Source organism: Paenibacillus sp. FSL P2-0136 (assembly GCF_037975325.1).
Classification (GTDB): domain Bacteria; phylum Bacillota; class Bacilli; order Paenibacillales; family Paenibacillaceae; genus Paenibacillus_AQ; species Paenibacillus_AQ silagei.
Map to the genome: position 1 here is coordinate 2,211,844 of NZ_CP150244.1, position 20,785 is coordinate 2,232,628.

At 54.8% G+C, this 20,785-nt stretch carries 15 protein-coding genes; 14 read left to right on the top strand and 1 reads right to left on the bottom strand.

All coding sequences use genetic code 11. The annotated features are described in order from the left end of the window. The first annotated feature begins 305 nt into the window (after nt 1-305). The 5 genes from NYE26_RS09125 to NYE26_RS09145 all read left to right on the top strand — a co-directional run bounded on the left by NYE26_RS09125 (nt 306) and on the right by NYE26_RS09145 (nt 7,513). Nucleotides 306-1,265 carry a nucleoside hydrolase gene (locus NYE26_RS09125; protein WP_339255225.1) on the top strand — a complete coding sequence of 320 codons (960 nt, stop codon included), beginning with the start codon at nt 306-308 and terminating at the stop codon, nt 1,263-1,265. A gap of 141 nt (nt 1,266-1,406) precedes the next feature. Then, a complete protein-coding gene (locus NYE26_RS09130) occupies nt 1,407-2,657 on the top strand; it encodes a stalk domain-containing protein (RefSeq protein ID WP_339255227.1) in 1,251 nt (416 codons plus the stop codon). Nucleotides 2,658-2,828: 171 nt separating this feature from the next. Beyond that, nucleotides 2,829-3,782 carry a radical SAM protein gene (locus NYE26_RS09135; RefSeq protein WP_036725362.1) on the top strand — a complete coding sequence of 318 codons (954 nt, stop codon included), beginning with the start codon at nt 2,829-2,831 and terminating at the stop codon, nt 3,780-3,782. A gap of 79 nt (nt 3,783-3,861) precedes the next feature. Beyond that, a complete protein-coding gene (locus tag NYE26_RS09140) occupies nt 3,862-4,893 on the top strand; it encodes a bile acid:sodium symporter family protein (protein WP_339255229.1) in 1,032 nt (343 codons plus the stop codon). A gap of 589 nt (nt 4,894-5,482) precedes the next feature. Then, a complete protein-coding gene (locus tag NYE26_RS09145; RefSeq protein ID WP_339255231.1) occupies nt 5,483-7,513 on the top strand; it encodes a methyl-accepting chemotaxis protein in 2,031 nt (676 codons plus the stop codon). 134 nt (nt 7,514-7,647) lie between these two features. Here NYE26_RS09145 and NYE26_RS09150 read toward each other — a convergent pair whose 3' ends face one another. After that, entirely contained in the window at nt 7,648-8,370 is a 723-nt protein-coding gene (locus tag NYE26_RS09150) for an ankyrin repeat domain-containing protein (RefSeq protein WP_339255233.1), read from the bottom strand. A gap of 325 nt (nt 8,371-8,695) precedes the next feature. Here NYE26_RS09150 and NYE26_RS09155 point away from each other — a divergent pair, with 325 nt between their 5' ends. From NYE26_RS09155 to NYE26_RS09195, 9 genes are all read left to right on the top strand, one after another. Continuing rightward, a complete protein-coding gene (locus NYE26_RS09155; RefSeq protein ID WP_339255235.1) occupies nt 8,696-8,971 on the top strand; it encodes a CD3324 family protein in 276 nt (91 codons plus the stop codon). A 687-nt stretch (nt 8,972-9,658) separates the two neighbouring features. Then, on the top strand, nt 9,659-10,648 hold the full coding sequence (locus tag NYE26_RS09160) for a phosphotransferase (RefSeq protein WP_339255237.1): 990 nt from the start codon (nt 9,659-9,661) through the stop codon (nt 10,646-10,648). 129 nt (nt 10,649-10,777) lie between these two features. Beyond that, nucleotides 10,778-12,079: an ABC transporter substrate-binding protein gene (locus NYE26_RS09165; RefSeq protein ID WP_339255239.1), complete on the top strand. Its 1,302-nt coding sequence runs from the start codon at nt 10,778-10,780 to the stop codon at nt 12,077-12,079. An 88-nt stretch (nt 12,080-12,167) separates the two neighbouring features. Further along, the gene (locus NYE26_RS09170; RefSeq protein WP_339255241.1) at nt 12,168-13,061 is read left to right on the top strand and encodes a sugar ABC transporter permease; all 894 of its coding nucleotides are present in this window, start codon (nt 12,168-12,170) and stop codon (nt 13,059-13,061) included. Then, nucleotides 13,062-13,895 carry a carbohydrate ABC transporter permease gene (locus tag NYE26_RS09175; protein WP_036725349.1) on the top strand — a complete coding sequence of 278 codons (834 nt, stop codon included), beginning with the start codon at nt 13,062-13,064 and terminating at the stop codon, nt 13,893-13,895. 22 nt (nt 13,896-13,917) lie between these two features. Beyond that, nucleotides 13,918-15,696 carry a family 43 glycosylhydrolase gene (locus NYE26_RS09180; RefSeq protein ID WP_339255243.1) on the top strand — a complete coding sequence of 593 codons (1,779 nt, stop codon included), beginning with the start codon at nt 13,918-13,920 and terminating at the stop codon, nt 15,694-15,696. Between the two features lie 44 nt (nt 15,697-15,740). After that, complete coding sequence (locus NYE26_RS09185; protein ID WP_339255245.1) at nt 15,741-17,054, top strand: ABC transporter substrate-binding protein; 1,314 nt, start codon at nt 15,741-15,743, stop codon at nt 17,052-17,054. A gap of 27 nt (nt 17,055-17,081) precedes the next feature. Next, on the top strand, nt 17,082-18,893 hold the full coding sequence (locus NYE26_RS09190; protein ID WP_339255247.1) for a sensor histidine kinase: 1,812 nt from the start codon (nt 17,082-17,084) through the stop codon (nt 18,891-18,893). Next, a complete protein-coding gene (locus NYE26_RS09195; RefSeq protein WP_339255249.1) occupies nt 18,886-20,526 on the top strand; it encodes a response regulator in 1,641 nt (546 codons plus the stop codon). Before NYE26_RS09190 ends, NYE26_RS09195 begins: the two co-directional genes overlap by 8 nt. The last annotated feature ends 259 nt before the right edge of the window (nt 20,527-20,785 follow it).

Genomic DNA, 20,785 nt, shown 5'->3' on the forward strand with positions numbered 1-20,785 from the left:
ATATAAGAAGCACTAAAGAAAATAACAAAAACAAGAGAAGCGCAGGGGAAACTTGGAACTGTAGGAGCGGTAGCGACCGCCTCCCCGGATTTCCACCGCGAACAGCGGTTTAAATCAAGAAATCTGGGGATGGGCAGCGCCGAAAGTCCAAATGTTCACCGCAGTGACGATAAGCTTCAAGTTCAACTCTTAAGGGCGTCTTATATACCAGGCTCCCTTATTGAGCAGACCGCAGACCCGTGATAAGATGGGCAGTGCAGTACGGCTGAATGAGTAAGTATAAACAGAGAGTGGGAGAGATAGAGATGAGCAGCAGCAATACGACCCGGATAATTATAGATTGTGATACAGGAATAGACGATGCACTGGCCATATTGTACGCGCTCCGGGCGCCGGGGGTAGTGGTTGAGGGGATTACGACAGTGTTCGGCAACATCGATGTGCAGCAGGCGGCGGATAACACGCTGCGGCTGCTTGAGCTAGCGGCTCCGGGCTATGAAATCCCGGTAGCGCTCGGAGCTTCCCGGGCGCTGGTACGCGAGCTGACCGGCTTCTCCACCCATGTTCACGGGGAGAACGGCATTGGCGGCGTTCAGCTGCCGCCCTCCCGGCAGGTGCCGGTTCAAGAGACGGCAGCAGAGTTCATTGCGCGGATGGCGGATACGAATCCGGGAGAGCTGGTATTGGTGACGCTCGGACGGCTGACCAACCTGTCGCTGGCACTAGACCTGGACCCGCAGCTGACCTCCAAGCTGAAGAAGGTAGTGGTTATGGGCGGTACGGTATATAAGCCGGGCAACGTCACACCGGTGGCCGAGGCCAATCTGTGGGGCGACCCGGAAGCGGCTGACCGCGTATTCACTTCAGGGCTGCCTGTAATGATGATCGGGCTGGATGTGACGCTGCAGACGCGGATCACTTCAGAGCATGTGGAGCTGCTGAAACGGCATGGACGGGAAGAGAATAAGGCGGTCATCGAGTTTATGGAAGAGTCGCTTGCGTATTATTTTAAATTTTACCGCGAGGCGAACTATCTGATTAACAGCGCTCCGCTGCATGATCCGCTGGCCCTGATGGCTGCCTTGCAGCCGGATCTAGTAACCTGCCGCCGGATGAAGGTCCGTGTAGAGCATCAGGGGGCGTTCACCTCCGGTATGGTCGTAGCAGACTTGCGGGCACAGCCCAAAGAAGGCGAATTCATCGAAGTGGCTGTAGAGGTGGATGCTGAACGGGCGGTGGGTGTCTTTTTAAGCGTATTTATGTAGATGTTAAGTCAACCCCGGACGGGTGAATCTGCAATGGTTACAATACCTTCATTTGCTATATTTATCTAGTTTGCTAGAATAGTAGGGGATGTAAGGTTGAGAGATTCACAATCTATCTAAGAGAATGGGGAACTAACTTATATGAAGCATTTGGCCAAAATAGTATTATGCGCAGCGATCTCACTCGGCAGCCTCTCGGCACTTCCGGCAAGTGCGGTCCATGCGGCACCTGCGGGTGTCAGTATCATGCTGGACGGTTATCCGCTGCCGTTCCCGGTGGAGCCGGTGATGATGAACGGAACGACCATGGTGCCCTTCCGCGCCATCTCGGAAGCCCTGGGGATTCAGGTCGAATGGAATCAGAAGGCCCGCAAAATTACGGCCACCCGGAAGGACGCAACTGGCACCGCTCCAACCGTAGTGGTCCTGACCCTCGGGAGCAAAAATGCCGTGGTGAACGGAACAGTGGTGAAGCTGGAGGTCGCACCGCAGGACATTCGCGGAACCACGATGCTGCCGCTTAAGTTCTTCAGCCAGCAGTTCGGGGCGGTGACCTCCTGGAATCAGGCGTCCAAGACCGTATCCATAACTTCCCCGAAGCGGGATATGTATACCTTGGGCTTCTACGCACAGAAGGCCTACAGTGAGGTCTCGCTTATTCCAAGCTTCGATGCGGTTGCCTTTGGCTGGGCAAGGATCGACAAGGACGGCCAGTTCACAACCACCGGTAAGGATTTCTGGTGGCCGGAGGCTGCAGGTGATGTAACGCCGGAATCGATTGTGCAGAATGCGGCAGCGGGAGGGACCGCTCCCTACCTGATGGTCTATTCCAGTGACTCGTCACTGGAGCTGAGCAAGAATCTGGAGGACGCGCAGCTCCAGCAGCAGACGATCGCCAGTATTGTCGATTTGGCCACGCAGAAGGGCTTCAAGGGCATCGGACTCGATCTGGAAGGGCTGGGACTGACGGGGGATAAGGCGCTGGTGCAGAGCCAATATAACGCTTTTGTCAAAAATCTCTCTACAGCCGCACGCGCCGCCAGCCTCAAGCTGACCGTCATTCTGCATCCGCTGAACAGCTCTTACAAGGGGTATGATTACAAGACGCTAGGGACACTTGCCGACGATTTGGTTATCATGGCTTACGCCTATGAAGGGGAGACCGGGCCGGAGCCGATGAATAAGGTCGATGAGAGCATCCGGCTGGCGCTTGATCAGGTCAGCAAGGAGAAGCTGATTCTCGGGATATCGGTCTACAGTGAGAACGAAGACTCCGTCAATGCCAAGATCGGCCTGGCTAAGCGGTACGGCCTTAAGGGTATTGCGATCTGGCGTCTGGGGATCATCGGCCAGCCGGTGCTGAACCGGATGGGAGAAGCTGTCGAGCTATAGCAGGTACATCTATCTTAATGAAGACTGCTGTATGGTGAGCCTATAACCGTGCAGCAGTCTTTTTGCAAAGATCAAATATCAAATGTCACATTAACCTCGCGGGCAAACCTGTATAATTCTATAGTTGACCTTAGAACAGATGGATTGAACAACCAAGGAGGACTATAGAAGATGAGCACGAAATATAAAGCGTTGGAACTGGATAAGCCGATGACTTACGAGCTGGAAGGGCTGGAAGTCGGCGTGACCTCGAACTGCAATTTCCGCTGTGATTACTGCTGCGCTTACAATAGAAATGACGGCCAGACCCTTGACGGTAAGGAGGTCATCCGCATTCTGGAGGAGCTGCCTAATCTGAAGCGTGTCCGGCTCTCGGGCGGCGAGGTTACGCTGAAATTCCAGGATTGTGTGGAGATTGTGGCGTACTGCTCTTCGCGCGGCATTCAGACCCAGCTCAACTCGAACGGCAGTCTGCTGAATGAGGAGCGGATCGGGCAGCTGGTGGACGCAGGTCTGACGACGATTCATATTTCTTTTAATTTCACCACGGCTGAAGGCTTCTCGCGGTATTATAATATTCATCCGAGTGTCTATCACAAAATCAGAGAGAACATCACTATGTTCGCCAAAACCAATGTCAATGTGGTGCTGGAGACACTTCTGTTCAATGAGACGCAGGATCATATGCAGGAGATCAGCGAGCATGTCTATTCGATGGGCGTAAGAACGCATGAAATTCAGAATAGTATTATCATGGGACATACCGGCTGGAAAGCGATTGCCGCCCGCGAGCAGTTGAAGAATGCCGTCAATGAGCTGATTGCGCGGAAGCCGGAGGATACCACTCTCTACTTCACTTGTATGGACCGGTTCATGGAGGCGATGGGCTTCGAGGAGCAGCCGGGCGTTTACTTCCCGCATTGTATCGAAGGGATGAAGCAGCTTCATCTGCACGGCAACGGCGACATTCTGATCTCCGAGCTGTGCCATCCGGTCATTATCGGCAATATTTATAACGGAACGTCACTTAAGGACTTGTACAGCAATATGCCGGCACCGTTGTCGGACTATCTGGAGAAACGGCCTTGCCCGGCGCTGGACGCCTTGTTCCCGCAAGGGGTATAGTTCCCTTACCGGACCTTGCAGCAGAGACAGTCAGTGCAGCAGAGTATAATGGCATAGTTCACACAGGGGGTTGAAATACATGCTTGGTGCAGTAAGACGCGGATTAGTATCTTCCAATACAGTGCTGGAGCGGATCATGCCGCTGCTTACACCCGCAGCCATCGTGGTTGGCGTACTGAATGAGGCGTCGCTGCTTCCGTTAACGTGGCTGGTGCCCTGGATCTTCGCCGGGATGACGCTGATCGGCAGCCTGAAGTCAAGCTTCCGGGATCTGTTCACCGTGCTTGCCAGGCCGCAGAAGCTGCTCATCCTGCTCATTATTCTGCATATCGTCATGCCGTTGATCGGCTGGCTGGCAGCGATGCTGTTTTTTCCAGGCGATCCTTATACGGTTACCGGTTATGTGCTGCTCTTCGCCATTCCGACCGGAGTGGTCAGTGTAGTCTGGGTATCGATGCATGGCGGGAATATCGCCCTGACTCTGGCGCTGATCCTGATCGATACGCTGCTGTCGCCATTGATTGTACCAGCTACGCTGTATCTCCTGATGGGGGCAAGCGTGCAGATGGACGCCGGCGAGATGATGCGGGGCCTGCTCTGGATGGTCGTCCTGCCTTCCGTAGCGGGGATGCTGCTGAATCAATTCAGCAGGGGCAAAATCAGCACGGTCTGCGGCCCGCCGCTGGCTCCGTTCGTCAAGGTGGGTCTGTTCACCGTGGTCTCGATTAATGGGGCCAGTATTGCCCGGTATCTGAAGCACCCCGACGGGAAGCTTGCGCTCATTATTGCTGTAACCTTCGTTACCGTTGCCCTCGGCTATGTCATTGGAGCTGTAGTCTCGAGCCGCCTGCATTATGATTATGCGAATACGGTAGCCGTGCAGTTTAACTCCGGTATGCGTAACCTTAGTGCGGGGGCGGTGCTGGCGGTACAGTATTTTCCGCCGGCGGTGGCCCTACCCGTGATCTCCGGTATGCTGTTCCAGCAGATTCTGGCGGCATGCTCCGGTATGTTCCTCCGCAGCAGAGCCAGACGCCAGGAGCAGGCCCGGTCAGCGGCAGCAGCGTCATCTGTGGTCTCTGCTGCGGCAGACCGTCCGCGCCCGCTGTAGTATCACACTTCATTAGAGAAGTATGCGAACCCGCTGTTCCTGATTCAACCGCTGTGTGCGGTTGTTGAGGAGGGCGGTTTTTTTACTATTTGGTAAATCAGGATTTGCACCTGTCGTGGATAAGCAGGTATACGTTGGCCGCGTAGGTCAAATGTAATCGAAAAACCGATCACAATCGGACTGAGCCCGCCTCATAGGCCAAATGTAATCGAAAAACCGATTACATTTGGACTGGACACGCCGCGTGGACCGAATGTAATCGAAAAACCGATTACAATCGGACTGAGCCCGCCGCATAGGCCAAATGTAATCGAAAAACCGATCACATTTGACTGTGTGTGCGTACTGATGCCGTGCGCATATCATAGGTGGTGCCAGACGTATTTTCAAAGAAAACTAAATACCATATGTTTTCACGAAGAATAATATAATAGGTCATAATTCGACAAAATTCGATATTTTTTCTGAAAATTCAACATTTCATTATTCATTAACCTCAAGGAAAATCCGATAATTATTGTAATAAAGTTAGCAATTTGGCTGATTAGAAGCTAGTGGATAAGAAAAGGGCGGAAGGAAGTAGAAGAAGATGAAGATTCGTATGAAGCTATCGGTTATGATGATTGTCGTTACCCTGATTTCTACAGCATTAATGGGGATTTTTACGTACACCAAATCCACAGGCACCATCATGAACCTGACCGAATCTTCCATGGCGCAGGTAGGCACGGATAAGGCACAGACCATCGGCGCAATGATCGATAAGGAGAAGCGGAACATACAGCTGGTTGCGGGGGAGAGTGAGATCACCGAGCTGCTGCTTCAGGCTGCACATAGCGGCTCAGTGGAGGAAGCGCTACGCGACCAGATCAATGTCAAGCTTCAGGGCCAGGTGAAGGATGCGGGCAACCTGGAGCATATGTTCGTGGTTGATCTGAAGGGTACGGCGGTAGCGGACAGTGACATCAAGCTGGTCGGCGCCAACTTCAGCGATAGAAATTATACGAAGAATGTCTTGAAGACCGGGATACCTGTCATTAGCGAGACGCTGAAATCCAAGTCAACAGGGGCATATATTGTGGCTTTTGTCCATCCGGTGATGAGTGGTGAGAAGATGATCGGGTTCGTAGCTTCGGCGGTCAGGGCGGACAGTCTGGTGACCTATCTGGCCGATGCCAAGGTGGCGGGTGCGCCTTCCTCTTACGCCTATCTGGTGGATGAAACGGGGAATACGCTCTATCATCCCGACGGGAAGAAGATAGGTTCCCAGGTGGAGAACGAATCCATCAAAGCCGTGGTCGAGCGGGTGAAGGCGGGGGAGAGCGTTGCCGATGGCATTGTGGAATATACCTTCAACGGGGCCAAGAAAAAAGCGGCCTACACCGTGCTCCCCGAGACGAAGTGGACCCTGGTGCTGACCGGAGATGTGGAAGAGGTGCTACAGCCGGTTAGCGAAATGACGAACTTCATTATGCTGCTCGGCCTGGGAAGCCTGCTGCTCACTCTGCTGATCGGGACTACGGTGGCTACCCGGATCTCCTCGCCGATCATCAAGCTCACGGAGCTGGTGAACCGCACGGCAGAGCTGGATCTCAAATATGATAACCAATATGAATATTTGACTAAAAATAAAGATGAGACAGGAACCATCGCCAAGGCTATGTTCCGTACCCGTGCGGCGCTGCGTGAGATGGCGGGCAGTCTGATTGCGATCTCCACCAAGGTACTGGACAATGCCGAGACGCTGGAGAAGCTGTCGAACGAGGTCAGAGAGAATGCGCATGACAATTCAGCCACGACAGAAGAGCTGTCCGCAGGGATGGAGGAGACGGCGGCTTCTACCGAGGAGATGACGGCGGCTATCCACGAGACCCTGAATAATGTCAGAATGATCAGCGATAAGGTAAAAGAAGGCTCCGGAGTATCGGGCCAGATTACGCAGCGGGCCCTGGAGCTTCAGCATGATGCAGTGACGTCTACCGAGAACGCGAAGCAGATCTACAGCTCGGTCCGCAGTGAGATGCAGAAGGCGATCGAAGAGTCGGGAGCCATTCACGAGATCAACGTATTGGCCGATACGATTCTCTCCATTACAAGCCAGACCAACCTTCTGGCCCTGAATGCAGCGATTGAAGCCGCACGGGCAGGCGAGGCGGGCCGGGGCTTCGCCGTGGTGGCCGGGGAGATCCGCAAGCTGGCAGAGAAGTCCTCCGAGACAGCGTCAGGCATTCAAGAGGTGGTCAAAAATGTCTATGCCTCTGTGGAGCAGATGACCCGGCATTCCGAGGCCGTGCTGAGCTTCATCGACCGCAATGTGCTGGGCGATTATGAGCGCCTGACCGAGGTCAGCCAGCAGTACAATGATGATGCTTCCACAATTAACGGGCTGATGAACCAGTTCGAGGAAGCGGCCGATCACCTGAACGAGACCGTCTCCAGCATCGCCATCGCTGTCAATGAGGTGGCGGCCACGGTGAACGAGGGGGCCATCGGGGTGCAGGATATCGCCGAGAAGACGGCGGATATTGTGGAGAAGACCTTCCATGAAGCCACAATGGCCGATGAGAATACGCAGAGTGCTAAGGAGATGCAACAACTGGTAGAGAAATTCAAAATCTAAACTCGTTTCAGCAGATCTTTACCTGGGCTTCATCTGTTTTTAAGCTTCGCGGGGTATAGTACTCACATACCCCCCTTTAATATAACTTTTGGCCCCGCCGGACGCTGGCGGGGTCCCTTTTTTATTCCAGCTGTTTAAAAGCGGCTTGCCGTCTCCAGCATAGCGGCCATTTCTGTATAGCCCTGCGACTGGGCATGCGCCAGCGGTGTGATACCCTCGCGGTCGGCGATGGCTGGATCGGCTCCGTGCGTCAGCAGCAGCTTGACGATTGTCTGATGCCGCTCCCCGCCGTCGCCGAGGATGACGGCCTCCAGCAGCGCGGTCCACCCCAGATTGTTGATATGGTCGATGTCGACATCCGAATGCTCCAGCAGATACTTGACGACCTCGACATGCCCTCGATCTGCGGCGGGGATCAGCGCAGTCCCCCCATAGCGGTTGGTCAGCGTCGTATCCGCTCCCGCCTCAACCGCCATTTTCACAATGTTCAGATATCCGGATGCTCCGGCATATAGCAGCACATTATTAAGCATACGGTCGCGAATGTTGATATCGGCACCTTGGGCAATAAGCGCTTCGACCGTCCCGGCATGGTTGCCATAGGCCGCGGCGACCACCGCCGTTCGGCCGCTTTCGTCCTGCGCCTGAATATCCGCTCCCGCCTCCAGCAGCCGCAACACCTCAGCGGTATCCCCGCGCTCCGCCGCTGCGATTAATTGTTTATTCATGATTATGACCTCCTCCTGCAGTTGGTTGTCCTCTGCGTTCTCCTTCATCAGTCCGGCACTTCCGCTGCATCCTGCAGACACCACCAGCACTGCCGCCAACAGCAGAGATAGTAGATGCAACCTGACCATTGCTTATCCCCCTGTCAGATTCGACCTTGTTTGTATTATGGACAAATCTATGATGAAATGTCAAAAGCCGCGGGTAAACAACATTTGCGCAAAAGCCGGGGTGTCCGGTATGCTATATGTAAGTAATATACTGGGAGGAGGAAACTTCATGAGCAGATTAATGCTCAGCTCTGCGCAGAGTCTACGGACCCACACACAGCGGTTAATGTGCAGAGCGGATAGCAATACTCCGCTGTAACGATTCACCAGTTCCTCTGTGAACACCTGTCCGATAGACTCTGCTGCCTTGATAAGTTGAAACAACTTAAAAGGAGCGGAGCAAGTAATGAAATATGTAAATGCAGATGTGGTATTGCCGCAGCAGCTGCTGCAGGAGATTCAGAAATACATGCAGGGCGGGATGCTGTATATCCCGAAGCCTGAGGGACAGCACAAGCGGTGGGGTGAGAATTCAGGCGGCAGATCCTACTTAAGCGCCCGGAACCAGTCCATTCGTGAGCATTATGCCAGCGGATTGAGCGTAACTGAGCTGGCGGAGCAATTCTGCCTGTCAGCCGACAGCATCAAGAAGATTGTGTATGGAAGCAAGCAGAGAGGATAGAGGTGTTAAGGGTGCGTAACTAGTCATGTCTGCTTGTGAGATTCAGCCGGAGGTGGCTTTGATTGCATTATGTACACTAGATTCCACTACAACCCCCCGAAAAATAGCATCTGCTGCACTCTGTACAGTAGAATTTTGCGTTGGCGGCCTTTTGGAGCATATATGCAGAAATCTGGTGTATGACATACAGCAGAATGAGTTATTGGGCAGGTTAAAGTGAAATCTATTGTATGAAATACAATCGCAGCGTTCACACAAAAGCGTGCACACAGAAGCGTCCGTAAACAAGCGTTCACTCAGCAGCCTTCATACACAAGCGCACGCAAACAAGCGCCAACAGACAAGGTTTCACACACAGTTGTCCGCACACAAGCGTGCGTTCACGCACAAGCGCCACACCTGGCACTTAAGCTGATCCTCAACCTGACCCACCCTCAACACAGAGGCTGTCCCAAGAAGTCGCATTATGACTCTTGGAACAGCCTCTTTGTTTAAATATAAGAATTTATATGTTGCACACGATAACTTATCCTTATATTTCTCGCTGAAACGATACCGTCCTTAAAAAGGACGGCAAAGCCGTTTCCACTTGTGTGCAAAAGTCAGGTTATACCTGTCTATTATCTATGTCCGCCGCCTCCGCCAACTCTATAATGAATGCAGACATCCATATGAGGGGGCAGGAAGATGAAATTAGAAACAGCAGCAAGGGATATAGTACTGCGGGCGCTTAAGGCATATGAGTTGGATTGGACAAAAGTTGAATATATTAAGCAGTCCGACAGTATCACGTTCAAGGTAGAGACGGAAACTGCGGGCAAGCTGCTGCTGCGGATACATGGCGAACGGTGCAGCCGGGAGGAGATTCTGTCGGAGCTGGAATGGCTCAGCCATCTCAGCGGGGCAGCGGAGCTGGTTGTCCCTGTGGGGCTGCGCGATTCAAGCGGCAGTTATATTCTTGAGACTGGCAATGAAGATGGCGGTGAAGAGCAGCAGCTGAGCTATGTTACCCTGATGCGCTGGGTCGAAGGGGAGCATTCAGCGGGCAATCTGACAGATGAGCAGCTCCACGCTGTAGGCGTGATGCTGGCCGGGATGCATGAAGCGGGCGAAAAGTTTGTACCATCGGCGGAGTTCACCCGTCCGGCTTGGGGAGCGGACAGCTTTCGCAAGCATTGGAATAAGCTGGAGAAGCATCTTTCGGCTCTGGTGCCGGAACCGGGGTGGAAGCTCTATCAGGCTGCCGCCGCCAGAATCCCGGGTGAACTCGAGGCCATGACGCCAGACCCCGGCAGCTATGGCCTGATCCATGGTGACCTGCACTTTGGGAATGTGGTGTTCGCTGACGGCCAGCCCCGAGCGATTGATTTCGGCCTCTGCGGCTACGGCTTCTACCTGTATGATCTGGCCGCCGCTCTGCTGGAGCTGTCCACGGAGCAACGCAGGAGCCTAATTCGAGGCTACAGCAGTGTCCGTGCGCTGGAGCCGGATTATGAACGGAAGCTGGAATGCTTCTTTGTCAAGATCATGATCGGGAATTACAGCCATCATATTACCAATCCGGATGAGCACCCCGGCTTGCGCGAAGAACAGCCGTATGCGCTGGCCTATCTAAAGGAATATCTGGCGGACTCCCGTTTTCTGTTCAAGGGAATCGAACCTGTGCAAGTGGAATGAAGCTGTGCAATCTGTAAATATGTCCACTGATCCTAGCCTGAGGACATTTATTGCGCTCCCCCGCGGCGGTAACATATAGACATCAAAGAGCAGTCAGCTTTGAATTACCGGTCAAAGGGGAGTATACAGATGAAGCGATCCATGCAAAAGGGAGCATCACTTTTACTGATGGGTATGATGCTGGCACTGGTTGTAACCGCTTGCGGCGGCAACAATGCGAAGAATAACGGCGCGAACAGCGGAGGGGCCACACAGGGCGCGGACGGAGGCGGCAGCAGCGGCAAAAAGACAGAGCTGTTGTTCTGGTCACCCTTCTCCGGCTCGGACGGCCCGTTCATGAAGAAAATCGTTGATAAATACAACAGCTCCCAGGATAAGTATAAAGTGAATTTCGTGATCCAGCCGAATGGCGAATATTACAAACAGCTTGATGTAGCGCTCAGTACCGGCAAGGAACAGCCGGACCTGATGATTATGCATGTCGATCAGGTGCCGACGTACCAGAGCAAGGAGCAACTTCAGCCTGTGGATGAGCTGGCGGCCGCGGCCGGGATCAACCCGGCTGATTTTGCCGAAGCTCCGGTGAAATATGCCACGATCGACAATAAGCTGTATACGATCCCGCTGGACATTCATCCGGTCGTTATGTATTACAACAAGGATCTGTTCGAGAAGGCGGGCATCACTGCGCCTCCAGCGAACCGTGCCGAATTCGATGCCGCTGTGCTGAAGCTGACGGACAAATCCAAGGGGGTCTATGGATACGTGGTGCCGACCCTCTGGCCGCAGCAGTTCATCTTCCCGTCCCTCGTCTGGCAGAATGGCGGGGAGCTCTGGAACGGAACGGATGTAGCCTACAATTCACCTGAAGCGGTTGAGATGGTACAGTGGCTGCGCGATATGGTAGACAAGGGAGTCTCCCCGGCCAATGTTCAGCAGGATGGTGAGAATACCCTGTTCCTGCAGGGCAAAAACGCCATTCAGTTCAACGGGCCCTGGATGAAATCCCAGTTCGATGAAGCCGGGCTTAATTATGGCGTCGCCGTCATGCCGCAGATCGGCAAGGCGAAGCAGGCGATTTATGCAGGCTCGCATGGCTTCGTCGTTCCCAAGTCCGTGACAGACAGCACGAAGCTGGCCGGGATCGGCGATTTCCTGAAATATGTCTCCGGCAACTCGCTGGACTGGGCGGAATCCGGGCAGGCGGTAGCTTCCAAGACCGTGATGGACAGCGCCGAATTCAAGGCTATGGAGTTCCAGAGTACGGTATCCCAGAGCTTCTCCTCCGTACAGTTCGCACCGAATGTGCTGAATTGGGGAACGATTATCGAGCCGGTATGGGGAGAGCTGAGCAGTGCCCTTCTTGGCAAAAAATCACCGCAGCAGGCGATGGATGATGCTGTAGCCAAATCCCGTCAGGCGATGAAATAGAGGTCCGTGGAGCGGATCATTCGGTTGGCATGGCGGGGAGCGGGAGCTTCCCGCTTTTCCTTATCCTTATGCTAAGGAGGAATCACTTTTGAAAACCCTATGGACTTCACGCTTGACCTCATTTCTGTTCGTGCTGCCCTATCTGGCTGCCTTCGGGCTGTTTCTGCTCTTCCCGATTCTGTATGGCTTTGTCATCAGCCTGCAGGACTTCGAGCTGCTGTCTGCCGCCCACCCCTTTGTGGGGCTGCGCAATTACATGACCATTTTCACTCCGGGGACCTATGAGAACAGTATTTTCTTCCGCGGACTGTGGACCACCCTCCAGTTTGTCCTGTATTCGGTTCCGCTGCTGATCATTACCGGGCTGGGGATCGCGATGCTGGTCAATGCGCTGCCGGCGAAGCTCCGGGGCCTGTTCCGCACCTTCTATTTCCTTCCCTACGCGCTGTCAGCTTCCGTGATGGCTGTCATCTGGCTGATGATGTTCGATACGAATGCCGGGTTCATTAACAGTCTGCTGCAAAAGATGGGCCTGACCGGCATTCCGTGGCTGACCGCTACGCCATGGGCCTGGATTGCGCTGGTGCTTACGACACTCTGGTGGACAATCGGCTTCAATATGATTATTTTTGTCAATGCGCTCAATGAGGTGCCTGAGGACTATTATGAGGCGGCTTCCATGGACGGGGCGAATGCCTGGAAGCGTTTCGTGTCAATTACCTTGCCCTCCATCCGGCCGGTCATGCTGTTCGTAATGATCACATCAACCATTGCCTCCTTCAATATTTACGCCCAGCCGTTCCTGCTGACGCGCGGGGGGCCGGGAGATACCACCCGGGTGCTGCTGATCAATGTGCTGGACCAGGCGTTCGTGCGCAAGGATATCGGTTCGGCTTCGGCGATGGCGATTCTGATGGCGCTGCTGATCATGCTGGTGTCTATCGTACAGTTCCGTCTTACGAACCGGAAGGAGAAGGTATAGATGGGAAAAGCCAAAAAAACAGGCCTGCTGCTGCTGGCCATCCTGATTGCGCTGTTCGTGTTGCTGCCGCTGGTCTGGATGCTGTCGACGGCGTTCAAAAATGATTTTGAAGCCCTCTCCGGGCGGATGAACTTCCTGCCGAAGAAACCGACGCTTGATAATTTCGTCCAGGGGCTGAGCGGGGAGCTGATGAATACCCCGATTCTGCGCTGGATTGTCAATTCCCTGTCGGTGGGGATTGCAGGCACAGCGATCGTGCTGCTGATCGATTCCATGGCGGCGTTTGCCCTGGCCCGTCTGCCGGATCTGCCGCTGCGCCGCACGCTGCTGGCGATGTTCATTGCTTCGCTGATGATTCCAGGCGTACTGACTTTTCTGCCGATGTACATCGAATTCAATACACTCGGTCTGATCAATACCTATCAGGCGCTGATCCTCCCGGCTACCGCCGGGGCATTCGGGGTATTCCTGCTGTATCAGTTCTTTGTCTCCTTCCCGAAGGAGATCGAGGAAGCAGCCCGGATCGACGGGGTGAACAAATGGAATCTGTATCGGAGAATTCTGCTGCCTTCAGCGGTGTCGATCATGACGACACTGGGGATTTTCACTTTTATGGGGATTTATAATGATTTTGTCTGGCCGCTGTACGCGACCACCTCTCCGGAGATGCGGACGATCACCGCAGGGATTGCCATGATGGCCACAGGCAGCTATACCCAGAGCTATGGTAAATTAATGGCCATGACCACCATCGCGGCGCTGCCGGTGCTGATCCTGTTCATTGCCGGCCAGAAGTCGTTCGTTAGGGCGATTACCAGCTCGGGAGTGAAATAGCGGAAGACGGGGAGGGAAGCAGATGAGCATGAAACCTGATACACAGCAGAAGGCATGGGCAGGCAAAAATTCACGTACAATAATCTACTCCCTTGCGGCGCTTCTGTTCTTTATACTCGCAGGAGGTGCATACTTGTTGCTGAAGCCCAATAACGGCGTTAAGGATGAAGTTTATAAGGGGCATGGGGGAACATTCAAGAATACGCTGGCCGAGATCGATACGCCTGATCCGAGTGTGATCTACAAGGATGGATATTATTATATGACCTTCACCCATAATGGAACGGATATTATGGTGATGAAGTCGCTCACCCTGGATTTCCGCCAGGCGGAGCGGAAGGTCGTATGGTACCCGCCGGCGGAGACAGCCTACTCGGCGAATCTCTGGGCCCCCGAGCTGCAGTATATCCGGGGAAGCTGGTATATCTATTTTGCTGCAGATGACGGACAGAACGAGAACCACCGGATGTATGTGCTGCAAGCGGACAGCGGTGATCCGCTGGGCAGCTATACCTTCAAGGGCCAGGTAACAGACAGCAGTAATAAATGGGCGATCGACGGGCTGGCGATGGAGGTGGACGGGGAGCTGTATTTCGTCTGGTCCGGCTGGGAAGGGGAGGCAAACGCTGCGCAGAATACCTATATTGCTCCGATGAGTGACCCGCTGACGATCAGCGGACCGCGGGTGCTGCTGAGCGAGCCGCTGCTTCCCTGGGAGCAGGCCGGAGGCCCGCCTTATATTAATGAGGGCCAGTCCGTCCTTCATCATAACGGCCGTGTCTTCATTGTATATTCCGGTGCAGGAAGCTGGACTAAGTACTACAGTCTGGGGTTGCTTGCGCTGAAGCCCGGGGGTAACCCGCTGGAGGCCTCAGACTGGATCAAGTCGCAAGAGCCCCTGCTGGCCATGGATGAAGCTGCCGGAGTCTACGGACCGGGGCATAATTCATTCACGGTCTCGCCGGACGGAAGCGAGCAGTGGATCGTCTATCATGCCACGACAGGGGCGGAGGACGGCTGGAATAACCGCAAGGCACGGGCCCAGCCGGTTAGCTGGGATGCTGACGGCCTGCCGGTCTTCGGCAAGCCGCTTCCGCTGAGTGAGGCCATCCCGGTTCCCGCAGGCATGGGCGTGTTCCAGGCGGAAGCGGCCCTGCGCAGCGGGAACAAGCTGGAATTCCCGTCCCTGCCGTCCACGGTGGACAGCATGCTCCCGCTGCTGGTGCATTATGTGAATCCGGGAGGAGAACCGGCCGGGGCGGCAGTCTCGGTGAATGGCGGGCCGGCGGCGGTGCTTCCATTGCCGCCATCCGGTGAGGGCCAGACCGGCTATGCTTATCTGAGCCTGCTGTTCACAGCCGGGAAGAATACAGTAGCCATAGAGCTGCCCGAGGGTGCTGTGACGGAGGTGAAAGCGATTGAAATTCCGCGATATGAAGGCGAGGCTCAAGCCATGGAGGGGAACGCGGCGGCAGAGGATAATCCCTATGCCTCGGGCGGGGCAGCGGCTGTCTTAAGCGGCAGCGGAGCTGCGCTGAAGTTCAGCCATCTTCAGGTCCCGCACAGCGGAACCTATACGGTGCTGGTGGCGGTGATGAATGCTTCGCCGGACGCGAAGCTGGAGCTGGCGGTGAACGGAGGTGCGAAGACGGCCTATTCCCCCCTCCCGCAGGAGCGCAATCAGCCTTCCCTTTGGCAGCTGGAGTTGAAATTACAGCGGGGGACGAATAAGATCATTCTTTTTGACAGACAAGGCAGCTTCAGTATAGATTATATGGATATATGGCAGAAGAGTGAATGATCAGGCAGATTCATAGACGGGAAGCAAGACGGGGGCTTACTCATATGAGAGATACTAGCTGCAAAACCGGATACAGACGCATTAAACTGAGTGCGCTTTCAATTCTGCTGATTGTACTGCCGTTGCTGGGCGGGTGTGGTGCAGAGAGGGAGGAGCCGCCGCAGACACCTGCTGTCCAGCCGGTGATTCTCGAATACTGGACCCCGTTCAGCGGGGGAGACAACATCTTCATGACCAGGCTGGTAGAGCAGTTCAACAAGGAGCACCAGGATATCCGGATCGATCAGATCAACTCCCGGCTGGATGATTACTATTCCCGGCTGCGGACAGCCATTCTGTCCGGCAATGCGCCGGATCTGGCGGTGATCCATGCCACCAATCTCCCGCAGTTCGTGCAGAACGGTTATATTGAATCGCTGGACGGTTTGGCTGCGGAGACGGGCCTGGACTGGGGCCAGTTCAGCACCAAAATTGCCGAATCCACCGTCTACGGAGGCGCTCATTACGCGGTACCTCTGGATACGCACACCTTGGTGCTCTACTATAACAAGAAATATTTAAGAGCGGCCGGGCTGCTGGATGCAGCGGACAAACCGGTGATCGGTAGGGGAGAGCAGGGCTTTACCGCTTTTCTGCAAAGGCTGAAGCAATCCGTTCCGCCCGGTGTCGCACCGCTTGCTCTGCCAAGCACGCGGATTGATTCCGTGTGGTTATGGTGGAGCCTGTACAATCAGATCGAGGGCGGCGGTGTCTTTTACAATCCGGACGGCACACAGGCGGTCTTCAATAATAAGGCATCGTTACAGGCGCTGGAGTTCGTCAACAGTCTGTACCAGCGGGAGCTGATTCCGCCGGGGATCAATGATGCCTTCAAGCTGTTCTATGACGGGGAGGCGGCGGTGCTGATTACCGGGGTATGGGGCACGGGCGCTTTTGAGAAGGCTGAGAAGCTGGAGCTGGGGGTTGTGCCGGTTCCGGTCATTTATGATCATCCGGCCGTCTGGGGAGATTCGCATACGCTGGCGATTCCGGCCCAAAGTGAGATGAGTACGGAGAAACGGAGGGCGGCGATGGCTTTTGCCCGTTGGGCCGTTGAGCACGGGGTGATGTGGGCGGAGGCGGGCCATGTCCCGAGCTCCCGGAAGGTCGTGGAGAGCGGGGCGTATTCCGCGCTGAAATTCCGCAGTGACTATGCGAATACCGCCAACTCCGTAGTCTATTGGCCGCGGAATATGAAGCAGTGGAGTATTAATGAAGAGATCATCCGGCAGTTTGAGCGGATGATCTACAAGGAGCAAAGTCCGGCGCAGGCTCTGCAGCAGGCGGTGGACAGCATCAACCTTCAACTGAAGAAATGACTTTAAGGGAGCAAGGGGGGAATGCGGTTGAAATCCTTTCGCGGCTGGTTCAGGAACCTGGCGCTTGCGCGCAAGCTTATTCTTATCAATGTCGTGTTCATTGTGCTTCCGCTGGGACTGATGGGCTATTTCGCCTTTGCCCGTTTCACCGAAACGACCGAGCGCAAGGTAGGCGATTACCAGCTCCAGACGCTGAAGCAGCTTACCCTGAATATCGATACCTATATGAATGAGCTGAACCGGCTGACCGTGATGCCCTATCAATATCCCAAGGTGACCGATTATCTGGCCACGAAGCGTGCTCCCGGCGAACCCCTGACGCTGGATGAGATCAGCGGACTCAACAGCTTCGTCACCCAGGTGTTTCTGAACGGCCGGGTCGATATTCTGGGCGTATCCCTGTACGGTACGGGCGGAGCTTCCTATGTGGTCATGCCGGAGAGCCAGTATGTCACGACTTACAAGCTGGATGAGAATGTGAGCTGGCTGAATAAGTTCAAGGGTCATTATGGACAGCCAGTCTATGTGGCCACGCATGATTTAAGGTCCAGCGGCGGAAATGTATATCAGGCCTTCTCCATCGTAAGGGAGCTGCGCAGCTTCGATGACGGAGTCACGCTCGGGTACATTGTCATTGATGTGGACCCCAAGTTCATCCGTGAGATTCTGTCCAAGGTAACGCTGGACCCCCAGGAGCTGCTGTACATTACGGATGATTCCGGCAACCTGGTTATCGGCAAGGATCACGGAATTCCGCAGGGAGTAGCGGATGGTTCCTCCGGCAGAACGGGCGAAGGGGTCAGCCATGTGAAGTCCGGGGGTGAAGGGCTGCTGGTCGCCCATGTCACCTCTGAGGTGACCGGCTGGACCACCGTGGGCGTTGTGCCGGTGTCCGGTCTGATGAAGGATACCGAGGTGCTGCGCACGTATCTTATTCTCATTGGCGTGATCTGTGTAGGCCTGGCCTTGCTGCTGTATGTGTTCATCGCCTACCGGATCACCCAGCCGCTGCGCAAGCTGAGCCGGCTGATGCGTAGTGTTGAGCGCGGCGATCTGAGTCAGGCTTTTCCGGTGAGCGGGACGGATGAGGTGGGGCTGCTGGGCCATTCGTTTAACGGCATGATTGCCAAGCTCAGCGAGCTGGGTTATCTGCTCTATGAGACGGAAATCCGCGAGAAGGATGCGCAGATTGCCGCGCTGCAGAGCAAGATCAATCCGCATTTTCTGTACAATACACTGGGCTCAATCAGTATGTATGCCGAGCTTGAGGGCAGCCCGGAGATTATAACCATGTCTAACAACCTGAGTAAGCTGCTGCGTTACAGTCTGAGCGGGCGCAAGGAGCAGGTGACGCTGCAGGATGAGTTGGACCATGTAAGCGGCTATATGGCCATCCAGCAGATGCGCTATGAGGAACGTATTCAATTCACGATGAATATTGAGCCCTCCCTGCTGGACTGCGAGGTCATTCCGCTGATGATCCAGCCGCTGGTCGAGAATGCCATTAATCATGCGCTGGACCAGGGGGTGGGCCGGGGCGTGATTACATTGACCGCAGGCAGCAGCAATCAGGTGCTTACAATTACGGTCGAGGATGACGGCATCGGTATGAATGCGGAGGCGCTGGAGGCGCTCCGGCAGCATCTGCGGAATACGGAGGAGCTCGGCGGGCGCTCCGGCAACGGGCTGCTGAATGTCCACCGCCGGATCGTGCTGCATTACGGGGAGGAATACGGCCTCTCACTGGAGAGTATGCCGTATCAGGGCTTCAAGGCCGTGCTCAAGCTGCCGGTCATTCATCATCAGGGCATTGCAAGGGAGGATGACGGGGTTGCCTAAAATATTGATTGTTGACGATGAATCGGTCTTCCGCAAAGGACTGCGCAAAATGATCACCAGCCTGGACAGCAACTGGGAGGTGGTCGGTGAAGCCAGCGACGGCTATGATGCACTCGACAAGCTGGCCGAGCTGTCTCCGGAGGTGCTGCTCACCGATATCCGCATGCCGCGGATGGACGGTATCCAGCTGCAGCAATTGGCTGCGGGTCGCTTCAAGGATCTGATGACCATCGTGGTCAGCGGTTATGATGAATTCGCTTATGTGCAGCAGTCCATGCGCCAGGGGGCGAAGGACTATCTGATGAAGCCGGTGGAACGCCAGGAGCTGGGCCGTGTGCTGGAGCGGCTGGGGCAGGAGCTGGCCGAGCGTCACAAGCAGTCTGCGCGAAGCGGTCAGCCGTGGCAGGTGCAGCCTGTGCTGAAACGGCATGTGGCCGGTCATCTGGCGGACAGTCTGCTGAAAGGCAAGACGGCGGACAGCGACTTGCGGCTGCTGCGTGAGCTGGGCTTCGCCTTCGGTCATCCCTATTTCATCTGCATGGTCATCAAGCTGGATAAGCATTCCGTGGAGAAGGAGCGTTATCAGCGGGGAGATGCATCGTTGTTCCTCCTGTATATCCAGCAGGTCGTCCAGGAGATGATCGATCGTCAGGCCGTAGGAATAAGCTTCGTGCAGTCGGATACTGAGGTGGTTGCCCTGCTTAATACAGCAGACCCGCAGCATTCCCTGTCAGCGCCGGGAGCACTGGGGGACCTGATCCGCAGGCAGATCCGTTCCTTGTCCAATCTGACGGTGACGATCGGGGTCAGCAATCCGGCAGAAGGGCTGCCGGGAATCCCCAGAGCCTACAACGAGGCCGGAATTGCCCTCCTGTACCGGTTGATTGAAGGCGGTGACAAGCTGCTGGATTATGCCAAAATGAAGCAGCGCCCCAACGAAGGCAGCGGCCCCCTGAAGTGGTCCTGGGAGATCCTGGAGAAGTCGATTACCGGCGGAAGAGGAGCCGGCATCGGCCCGATTGTGGAGCAAATGATCGAGGAGCTGTGCAGCACGGCCGAATCACCCGAGAGCATTCACCAGCAAATCTGCAAGCTGCTGCTGTATTATTATGAATTGTCCGAGGAGCTTGGGGTTACCGAATCATGGCTGGGCTCGAAGGATATCCGCACCATCCTGTTCGAGGTGTGCAGCCTCTCTTCACGGCAGGAGCTTGCCGAGCAATGCCGTGGGCTGCTGCTCACCCTGACCGGCTGCATTGCCGAATCCAGAGAGATGAAGGATATCGATCCGGTCACTGTGGCCCAGCGCTACATTTCGCAGCATTATCATCATCCGCTGAGCCTCAAGGAGGTAGCCGAAAAAGTATATTTGAACCCGGTATATTTCAGCAATCTGTTCAAGCAGAGGACCGGCGTCACCTTTAGCGAATTTGTCACGCATATCCGCATGGAGGAGGCCCGCAGGAAGCTGGCCTTTACCGGGGAGAAGATCAGCAGAATCGCTGAGGAGACGGGCTTCGGCAACGTGCGCCACTTCAACCGTGTGTTCAAGAATTGCAGCGGTCTATCGCCCAAAGCGTACAGGGACAGCTCGCGCAGGGTACAGACGGCTTCTATGGATGTTAAGGACTGATAATAAAGACTGTTAATAAGGACTGCTTGCAGCTTCTTTACTCTTTAACCCGTTTAACCATGGAGTTATACGAAATCCTGCACAGAATACAACAATGCGTGATCCAAAACGGCAATCTGGTGGAAATCCTGCACAAAAGACAACAATCGGTGCTCGCCAGGCGTCACTGCGTTGGGAATCCTGCATAAAGTGCAACAATTTGCATTATTGGAGATAAGTCTGATAAAAATCCTGCTAAAAATGCAACAATATGTTGTCG

What these genes read in the sequence shown, in the direction of transcription:
- NYE26_RS09125 (WP_339255225.1), top strand. Translation starts at nt 306, where the DNA reads ATGAGCAGCAGCAATACGACCCGGATAATTATAGATTGTGATACAGGA.
- NYE26_RS09130 (WP_339255227.1), top strand. Translation starts at nt 1,407, where the DNA reads ATGAAGCATTTGGCCAAAATAGTATTATGCGCAGCGATCTCACTCGGC.
- NYE26_RS09180 (WP_339255243.1), top strand. Translation starts at nt 13,918, where the DNA reads ATGAGCATGAAACCTGATACACAGCAGAAGGCATGGGCAGGCAAAAAT.
- NYE26_RS09145 (WP_339255231.1), top strand. Translation starts at nt 5,483, where the DNA reads ATGAAGATTCGTATGAAGCTATCGGTTATGATGATTGTCGTTACCCTG.
- NYE26_RS09155 (WP_339255235.1), top strand. Translation starts at nt 8,696, where the DNA reads ATGAAATATGTAAATGCAGATGTGGTATTGCCGCAGCAGCTGCTGCAG.
- NYE26_RS09135 (WP_036725362.1), top strand. Translation starts at nt 2,829, where the DNA reads ATGAGCACGAAATATAAAGCGTTGGAACTGGATAAGCCGATGACTTAC.
- NYE26_RS09150 (WP_339255233.1), bottom strand. Translation starts at nt 8,370, where the DNA reads ATGGTCAGGTTGCATCTACTATCTCTGCTGTTGGCGGCAGTGCTGGTG.
- NYE26_RS09175 (WP_036725349.1), top strand. Translation starts at nt 13,062, where the DNA reads ATGGGAAAAGCCAAAAAAACAGGCCTGCTGCTGCTGGCCATCCTGATT.
- NYE26_RS09165 (WP_339255239.1), top strand. Translation starts at nt 10,778, where the DNA reads ATGAAGCGATCCATGCAAAAGGGAGCATCACTTTTACTGATGGGTATG.
- NYE26_RS09140 (WP_339255229.1), top strand. Translation starts at nt 3,862, where the DNA reads ATGCTTGGTGCAGTAAGACGCGGATTAGTATCTTCCAATACAGTGCTG.
- NYE26_RS09160 (WP_339255237.1), top strand. Translation starts at nt 9,659, where the DNA reads ATGAAATTAGAAACAGCAGCAAGGGATATAGTACTGCGGGCGCTTAAG.
- NYE26_RS09185 (WP_339255245.1), top strand. Translation starts at nt 15,741, where the DNA reads ATGAGAGATACTAGCTGCAAAACCGGATACAGACGCATTAAACTGAGT.